8 protein-coding genes are annotated in these 7,802 nt (G+C 68.1%); 2 read left to right on the forward strand and 6 right to left on the reverse strand.

The annotated features are described in order from the left end of the window. Positions 1-947: serine hydrolase domain-containing protein (locus E1261_RS41280; RefSeq protein ID WP_132415214.1), on the forward strand; the 947-nt coding region annotated here is incomplete at its 5' end. On the opposite strand, the gene E1261_RS41285 is transcribed toward E1261_RS41280, so the two are convergent. Genes E1261_RS41285 through E1261_RS41300 form a run of 4 tightly spaced genes read right to left on the reverse strand, consistent with a single transcriptional unit; the run spans position 940 to position 4,701 of the window. After that, positions 940-1,509 carry a dihydrofolate reductase family protein gene (locus tag E1261_RS41285; RefSeq protein WP_132415215.1) on the reverse strand — a complete coding sequence of 190 codons (570 nt, stop codon included), beginning with the start codon at positions 1,507-1,509 and terminating at the stop codon, positions 940-942. The genes E1261_RS41280 and E1261_RS41285 overlap by 8 nt on opposite strands. 60 nt (positions 1,510-1,569) lie before the next feature. Then, positions 1,570-3,405, reverse strand: a complete 1,836-nt coding sequence (gene recQ / locus E1261_RS41290) for a DNA helicase RecQ (RefSeq protein ID WP_132415216.1) — start codon at positions 3,403-3,405, stop codon at positions 1,570-1,572. A gap of 46 nt (positions 3,406-3,451) precedes the next feature. Then, positions 3,452-3,862 (reverse strand): VOC family protein, encoded by a 411-nt coding sequence (locus E1261_RS41295; protein ID WP_132415217.1) that lies wholly within the window; start codon positions 3,860-3,862, stop codon positions 3,452-3,454. Then, the gene (locus E1261_RS41300) at positions 3,859-4,701 is read right to left on the reverse strand and encodes a helix-turn-helix domain-containing protein (RefSeq protein ID WP_132415218.1); all 843 of its coding nucleotides are present in this window, start codon (positions 4,699-4,701) and stop codon (positions 3,859-3,861) included. Before E1261_RS41300 ends, E1261_RS41295 begins: the two co-directional genes overlap by 4 nt. A gap of 163 nt (positions 4,702-4,864) precedes the next feature. Between E1261_RS41300 and ilvD the strand changes: the two genes are divergently transcribed. Further along, complete coding sequence (gene ilvD, locus E1261_RS41305; protein ID WP_132415219.1) at positions 4,865-6,715, forward strand: dihydroxy-acid dehydratase; 1,851 nt, start codon at positions 4,865-4,867, stop codon at positions 6,713-6,715. A 126-nt stretch (positions 6,716-6,841) separates the two neighbouring features. On the opposite strand, the gene E1261_RS41310 is transcribed toward ilvD, so the two are convergent. Further along, the gene (locus tag E1261_RS41310) at positions 6,842-7,144 is read right to left on the reverse strand and encodes a type II toxin-antitoxin system PemK/MazF family toxin (RefSeq protein ID WP_132415220.1); all 303 of its coding nucleotides are present in this window, start codon (positions 7,142-7,144) and stop codon (positions 6,842-6,844) included. A 1-nt stretch (position 7,145) separates the two neighbouring features. Continuing rightward, positions 7,146-7,382 (reverse strand): ribbon-helix-helix domain-containing protein, encoded by a 237-nt coding sequence (locus tag E1261_RS41315; RefSeq protein WP_132415221.1) that lies wholly within the window; start codon positions 7,380-7,382, stop codon positions 7,146-7,148. Positions 7,383-7,802 lie beyond the last annotated feature (420 nt).

A 7,802-nucleotide genomic window follows, 5' to 3' on the forward strand; every position in this document is an offset into this window, starting at 1 on the left:
AGTCGGGGGCTCGGGGTGTGACGGCCGCGGTGGTCGGGGAGCGGTGGGTGTGGTCGGGGGCGTCCGGTCAGGACGCTGTCGGTACGCCGCTCCGGCCGACGACCGCGATGGCCGTCGCGAGCATCACGAAGACGTTCGTGGCCGCCGAGATCATGCTGCTGGTCAAGGCGGGCAAGGTCGACCTCGATGCGCCGATCTCGACGTACGTGAAGCACAAGCTGACCGAGAACGGCGCGACCGTACGGCAGCACCTGATGATGGCGTCGGGGGTGCCGAACTACCTGCCTGACGACTACGGCCGGATGGACCAGGCGATCAAGGCCGCGCCGGCCAAGCACTGGACGCCGGAGCAGGCGCTCGCCTACACCACCGCACCTGTCGGCGCGCCCGGAACATTCAGCTACAGCAACCCCAACTTCCAGTTGCTCGGCCTGCTGATCGAAAAGGTCACCGGTCAACCGCTCGCGACCGTCCTGCGCCGCGACCTCGCCAAACCGGCCGGCCTGAAGCACGCGGCCTTCCAGGACGGCGAGAAGCCGCAACCGCCGTTGGCCGAGGACACCAATCCGGTCTGCGGTCCGCCGGACGGTTACCTTCCGTGCCGAGCTATCGCCAGCCTGTCCGCCGCGAACGCCGGGCTCGCCGCCGACGCCCCGACCGTCGCCCTCTGGGGATACCAGCTGTACTACGGCCACGTCATTCCGCAGGAGCTGGTCGACCAGCTGACGCCCAACATGGGCCAGTACGGCCTCGGCACGATGCTGTTCGAGCACCAGTTCCCGCCGCTGCTGCCGTCTTACGGCCATCGCGGTGAGATGCCCGGCCACACCAGCCTGCTGGTCGTCGGCAGCAACATCTCCGTCGCCATACTGCTTGCCGATGGCAACAAGCACATCGACACCACGATGACCCAGTTCCTCGCCGCGCTGAAACCGTTGCTCACCTGACGACGCGGTACCGGAGGTGGGTCGCCGCCGGAGTGTCGATGACCCGGGCAATCTCCAGCTCGATGCGCTCAGGCAGTACGTCGAACAGCCGGCGGCCCGCACCGAGCAGCACCGGCACCTGATCGATCTGCAGCTCGTCGAGCACCCCGGCCTCCAGAGCAGCGCGCGCTGCCGAAGCGCCGTGCACCAGGACGTCCCGATCGCCGGCCGCAGCCTTCGCCGCGGCCATTCCTTCGGCGACGTCGGTCACGAAGTGGACCTGCGGGAACAGCGGGTCCGGTTCACGGCGGGTCAACACGAACAGCGGTACGCCGTGATGCGTGCCGCCGTAGTAGTCCACCTGCTCCGCCGTACGACGCCCGACGAACACCGCGCCGGTGTCGTGCAGCTCGTCCCAGATCGAACCCTCCGGTCCAACCGGCCGACCGAACGACCCGTCCGCCTGCTGGTACCAGTCGTGCAACCGCATGAACCCGTCGCCACCAGGATTCCCCGGTACGTCGTTCGGGCCCGCGATGTAGCCGTCGAGCGACATCGACATCAACAACACCGATGAGGACATGTGCGTGCTCCTTTCCGAGCGTTCGACTACGCGTCGAACAACAGCACGCAGAATCGACACCTACTCCTCGGCAAGCGCCTCCAGAACTCCTTCGCCGTACTTGGCGAGTTTGTTCTCACCGATGCCGCTGATGGTGCCGAGGGCGGACAGCGACGTCGGCAGGTCGATGGCGATCTGGCGGAGGGTGGCGTCGTGGAAGATCACGTAGGCGGGGACGCCTTGTTCCTTGGCGACGGCGGCGCGCCAGGCGCGGAGGCGCTCGAAGACCGGAACCAGCTCGGCCGGGAGGTCGGCGGCTGGTGCCTTCTTGCCGCTGCTGGAGCGGGACTTCGACTTGGTGCGTTCCGGTTCGCGGCGCATCATCACGTCGCGGCGGCGGCCGAGGACCTCGGCGCTGTCCTCGGTGAGGACGAGGGTGCCGTAGTCGCCTTCAACGGTGAGCAGGCGAAGTGCGAGGAGCTGGCGGATGACGCCGCGCCACTCGGTGTCCTTGAGCTCGGTGCCGATACCGAAGACGGACAGCTCGTGGTGGCGGAACTGTCTGACCTTGTCGGTCTCTTTGCCGAGCAGGATGTCGATCAGCTGGCCGGCGCCGAACTTCTGCCCCCGCTCGTGCTGCAGCCGGTAGACGGTCGAGAGCAGCTTCTGCGCGGGGATCGTGCCGTCCCACGACTCCGGCGGGGTGTTGCAGGTGTCGCAGTTGCCGCAGGCATCGCCGTGCTGACCGAAGTAGGCGAGGAGCTGAGAGCGGCGGCACTGCACGGTCTCGCACAAGGCGAGCATCGCGTCGAGGTGCGCGCTGAGGCGGCGCCGGTGCGCGAGGTCGCCCTCGGAGGTGTCGATCATCTTGCGCTGCTGGACGACGTCCTGCAGACCGTAGGCCAGCCAGGCGGTCGACGGCAGCCCGTCACGCCCCGCGCGGCCGGTCTCCTGGTAGTAGCCCTCGACCGACTTCGGCAGATCGAGGTGCGCCACGAACCGGACGTCCGGTTTGTCGATCCCCATCCCGAACGCGATCGTCGCGACCACGACCAGCCCGTCCTCACGCAGGAAGCGTGACTGGTTACGAGCGCGGACCCGGCTGTCGAGACCGGCGTGGTACGGAACGGCCTCGATCCCGTTCTGCGTGAGGAAGGCGGCGGTCTTCTCGACGCTGTTGCGGGACAGGCAGTAGACGATGCCCGCGTCGCCGGGGTGCTCGGTGCGCAGCAGGTCGATCAGCTGCCGCTGCGGGTTGTCCTTCGGCACGATCCGGTAGTGGATGTTCGGCCGGTCGAAGCTCGCGACGAAGTGCTTCGCATCCGTCAGATTCAGCCGGGTGGCGATCTCCTGATGGGTCGCCTCGGTCGCGGTGGCGGTCAGCGCGATCCGCGGCACGTCGGGCCAGCGCTCGTGCAGCTCCGACAGCATCAGGTAGTCGGGCCGGAAGTCGTGCCCCCACTGAGACACACAGTGCGCCTCGTCGATCGCGAACAGCGCGATCTTGCCCTGGTCGAGCAGCCGCACGGTCGCCTCGACCCGCAGCCGCTCCGGCGCGAGGTAGAGCAGATCCAGCTCACCGGCCAGGAACGCCTGCTCGACCTCACGCCGCTGCTCGTAATCCTGCGTCGAGTTCAGGAAGCCGGCCCGGACACCGAGCGCCGTCAACGCGTCGACCTGGTCCTGCATCAGCGCGATCAGCGGTGAGATCACCACCCCGACACCCGATCGCACCAGCGACGGAATCTGGTAGCACAACGACTTGCCGCCGCCGGTCGGCATCAGCACCAGCGCGTCACCGCCGCCGATCACCGTGTCGATGATGTCGCCCTGCTCGCCACGGAAAGCGTCGTACCCGAAGACACGACGCAGCACGTCCAAAGCTTCACTGGGCAGAGCGTCAGCTGTTTCCGTCACCCCGCGATTCTAGGCAGCTCGCCAACCCCGAATCGCCGGAAACCCCTTATTCGCCCGCATAAGTTCCGACACTCCACAGATTTCCTTCCGGATCGCGGACGGTGAAGCCCCGGGATCCGAAGTCACTGTCCTGCAGACCCCGTACGACGACCGCTCCGGCTCCGATCGCTCGTCCGATCAACGCGTCCGGATCGTCGTGCACGAGATACACGGACTGGGCCTGGTCCGCGAGCAGGGTGAACTCGTTCGGCTCGGACTGCGCGTCCGTCGAACTCACCATCACACCGCCGCCGGCCGGCCAGGTCAGCTCGGCATGGGCGACCGACCCTTCGGCCGCACCCGCGTACGACGCGACCAGCTCGAAGCCGAGTCCCTTGGTCAGGAACTGCAGCGCGGCTCCGCCGTCCAGATACACCAGTGTCGGCCAGACGCCGACTGTCTTAGTCATTGAGGTCATGCCCCTGACTCTGCCGTCATCAGCAGCTCGGAGTCTTGTACGTTTGGGAGCTCCTCCGCGATCCACTGCCGCGGTGAGCACCCGGCGATCGCCTGCCACTCCCGGGTCAGATGCGCCTGATCGGCGTACCCGACCTCGGCGGCCAGGTCGGCCAGCCGGATCCCCGGATGCTGCCGCAACCGGGCCACCGCCTGCTCGAAGCGCAGCACCCGCCCCGCCACCTTCGGCGCCAGCCCGAACTCGGTGGTGAATCGATCGGTCAGATGCCGCCGGCTCCACCCGACCTCGGCCGCGAGCTCTTGCACCCCGACCGCGCCACGCGTCTCCCGCAACCGCCGCCAGGCCCAACCAACCTCAGCCCGTACGGCGTGACTCGGGGGAGCCGACCATCGCCGTAACAGCGCCTGCTCGATCCGGTCGAACCGCTCGGCCCAGCCGTCGGCCTCCCGGAGCTGATCCACCAGCCGGTGTGCCGACGGCCCGAGGAACTCGTCGAGCTCGACCGCCTGCCAGGCAAGCTCACCCGACGGAAGCCCGAAGAGCGCCCGCGATCCGGCCGGAGTCAGTGCCAGTTGGACGCCCGCTCGGCTGGGTGAGCCGCCGACGTGGACCGCGCGTGAATGCAGCCCGCTGAGACTGGCGTCGTACTTCCCCGCCGAGCCGTCCGGCCAGGCGATACCGAGCGGCTCGTCCAGGGTGATGACGAGCGTCAGATACTGCGAGGGCAATCCGCGATGCAGCTCCGGCGGATCGCCGTCGTACGCCCAGCCGGTCAGGTCGCCGACGAACGGGCGCAGGGCAGGGTGCACCGCGCGCTGAACAAGCGTGACCCCGACCATGTCACCCAGGCTAGATCGGCCCACCGACAAGAACCATCCGCCCGAAGTCGCCGCGCACTGCCCGGGCCGGGCCAGATCCGTCATTCGGGACCGGTGTTTCGGCATTCGGGACGGGGGTGGCACCATGGACGGAGTCGTTCCGGCTCTAGTTCTGGAGATTGTCGTGCCTGATCTGAGGTCCCGTACCGTCACCCACGGCCGCAACATGGCGGGCGCACGCGCCCTCATGATGGCCTCCGGCGTCGACCGTGGAGACTTCGGGAAGCCGATTATCGCGGTCGCGAACAGCTTCACCGAGTTCGTTCCCGGGCACACGCACCTGGCCCCCGTCGGCCGGATCGTGTCCGAGGCGATCAAGCAGGCCGGCGGGATCGCACGTGAGTTCAACACGATCGCGGTCGACGACGGCATCGCGATGGGTCACGGCGGCATGCTCTACAGCCTGCCCTCGCGGGACCTGATCGCGGACTCCGTCGAGTACATGGTCGAGGCGCATTGCGCGGACGCGCTGGTCTGCATCTCGAACTGCGACAAGATCACCCCGGGCATGCTGATGGCCGCCCTGCGCCTGAACATCCCGACCGTGTTCGTCTCCGGTGGCCCGATGGAGGCCGGCCGGGCGACGCTGGTCGACGGGACCGTGCGCAAGCTGGACCTGATCGACGCGATGTCCGAGGCGGTCAACGAGAACGTCTCCGACGCCGACATCCAGCGGATCGAGGAGAACGCCTGCCCGACCTGCGGTTCGTGCTCGGGTATGTTCACCGCGAACTCGATGAACTGCCTGACCGAGGCGATCGGCCTGTCCCTCCCCGGCAACGGCTCGGTGCTGGCCACCCACACCGCCCGCAAGGCCCTGTACGAGAACGCGGGCCGCACGGTCGTCGAGATCACCAAGCGGTACTACGAAACCGACGACGAGACCGTGCTGCCGCGGACCGTCGCCTCCCGCGCCGCGTTCGAGAACGCGATGGCGCTCGACATCGCGATGGGTGGCTCGACCAACACGATCCTGCACCTGTTGGCCGCGGCCCAGGAGGCCGAGGTCGACTTCGACCTGGACGACATCAACGCGGTCTCGCGCAAGGTGCCGTGCCTGGCGAAGGTCGCGCCGAACGTCGCACCTGGCGGCACGTACTACATGGAGGACGTGCACCGCGCCGGTGGCATCCCAGCCATCCTGGGGGAGCTGTACCGGGCCGGCCTGCTGAACGAGGACATCCACACCGTGCACAGCGCCTCGATCGGCGACTGGCTGAAGAACTGGGACGTCCGGAGCGGTTCACCGTCGGCCGAGGCCGTCGAGTTGTGGCACGCGGCGCCGGGCTGCGTGCGGTCGGCGACGGCGTTCTCGCAGTCGGAGCGGTGGGAGACGCTCGACACCGACGCGGCCGGCGGCTGCATCCGCGACCTGGCGCACGCCTACTCTGCCGATGGCGGGCTGGCGGTGCTCAAGGGCAACCTGGCCGTCGACGGCTGTGTCGTGAAGACGGCTGGCGTGGACGAGTCGATCTGGACCTTCCAGGGGCCTGCGGTCGTGTGCGAGTCGCAGGAGGAGGCGGTCGACAAGATCCTGGCCAAGAAGGTCCAGCCGGGTGATGTCGTGGTGATCCGCTACGAGGGCCCGAAGGGTGGGCCCGGCATGCAGGAGATGCTGTACCCGACCTCGTTCCTGAAGGGCCGCGGCCTGGGCAAGGTCTGCGCCTTGGTGACGGACGGCCGCTTCTCCGGCGGTACGTCGGGCCTGTCGATCGGGCACGCCTCCCCGGAGGCCGCCTCGGGTGGCACGATCGCGCTCGTCCAGGACGGCGACCAGATCCGGATCGACATCCCGAACCGCTCGATCGAGCTCCTGGTCGACGACGCCGAGCTGGACACCCGCCGTACCGCGTTGAACGGCGTCTACGCCCCGCGCGCCCGCGAACGCAAGGTCTCCCAAGCCCTTCGCGCCTACGCAGCCATGGCCACCAGCGCCGACAAGGGCGCCGTCCGCGACGTCACCAAACTCGGCTGACTCCTAACGTCCGAACGACCGGAGGGCCCGTCTCCGGTTCTTCGGACGTTGTCCGCTGTCCGTAGCCAACGTCCGAACGATCGGAGGGCGGGTCTCCGGTTTTTCGGACGTTAGATCTCGAGGTCACTAGATTTCCAGGTCGAAGGCGAGGCTGATGGCTTCGGCGAGGGCTGGTTCCTGGTCGGGGTGCAGATAGCCGATCAGGCGGCCGAGGTGGGCCTTCGGGATGGTCTGGATGTTGTCGCAGGAGATCGCGCTCGCGTGCTCGAGCCCGTTCTGCGGGCCGACCAGGACCTCGGTGGACAGCCCTCGGATCGTGCTGGTGATCGGTGCGACCGTCACGTTCGTCAGCCGCGGGCGGATCAGCTCGCGGGTCAGCACGACCACCGGCCGCGGCTTGTCCAGCCGGGCGATGTGCAGCGGTCGCATCTCAGTCGAGATCGCTCAACGCGGTCCCGGCCGCAGCCGGCGCCATCCCCTCGAACTCCGGATAATCGCCGTACTCGGCCAGAATCGCCAGGTCGCGCGCAGCCAGCTCCCGCCGCCGCTCACGCTCCATCGCCCGGGCCACCACCGAGGCCCGGCTCGTCGCCTTGTCCGTCGCCACCAGTTGGTCCATGAAGTCGACCAGCTCATCCGGCAACCGCACCGTAATCTGCTTGCTCATACCAAAACCATACCGCACCGGGATGCACCGCGCTCGGCCCCGAGCCGGTACGACGTTGAGCCCGGTTCAACCATCTCCGCGGCCCGAATGTGGTCGATGCGTGCCCAAGGTGCGCCGGCCGCGCGACCTTGGGCACCGTTCGACCGTTTCGGCGGGCGGCAGGTGGTTGATGCGTGCTCAAGGTGTGCCGGTACGACGTTGTGCACGGGTCGACCATCTGCGCGGACCGAAGGTGGTTGATGGGTGCTCAAGGTGGGTCGGCCGGGGGACCTTGGGCACGGTTCGACCGTTTCGGCGGGCGGCGGGTGGTTGATGCGTGCTCAAGGTGTGCCGGTACGACGTTGTGCACGGGTCGACCATCTGCGCGGACCGAAGGTGGTTGACGGGTGCTCAGAGTGGGTCGGCCGGGGGACCTTGGGC

The sequence above is a fragment of the Kribbella albertanoniae genome, from assembly GCF_004348455.1.
Taxonomy (GTDB): Bacteria; Actinomycetota; Actinomycetes; order Propionibacteriales; family Kribbellaceae; genus Kribbella; species Kribbella albertanoniae.

What these genes read in the sequence shown, in the direction of transcription:
- E1261_RS41285 (WP_132415215.1), bottom strand. Translation starts at nt 1,509, where the DNA reads ATGTCCTCATCGGTGTTGTTGATGTCGATGTCGCTCGACGGCTACATC.
- E1261_RS41295 (WP_132415217.1), bottom strand. Translation starts at nt 3,862, where the DNA reads ATGACCTCAATGACTAAGACAGTCGGCGTCTGGCCGACACTGGTGTAT.
- E1261_RS41300 (WP_132415218.1), bottom strand. Translation starts at nt 4,701, where the DNA reads ATGGTCGGGGTCACGCTTGTTCAGCGCGCGGTGCACCCTGCCCTGCGC.
- E1261_RS41310 (WP_132415220.1), bottom strand. Translation starts at nt 7,144, where the DNA reads ATGCGACCGCTGCACATCGCCCGGCTGGACAAGCCGCGGCCGGTGGTC.
- E1261_RS41315 (WP_132415221.1), bottom strand. Translation starts at nt 7,382, where the DNA reads ATGAGCAAGCAGATTACGGTGCGGTTGCCGGATGAGCTGGTCGACTTC.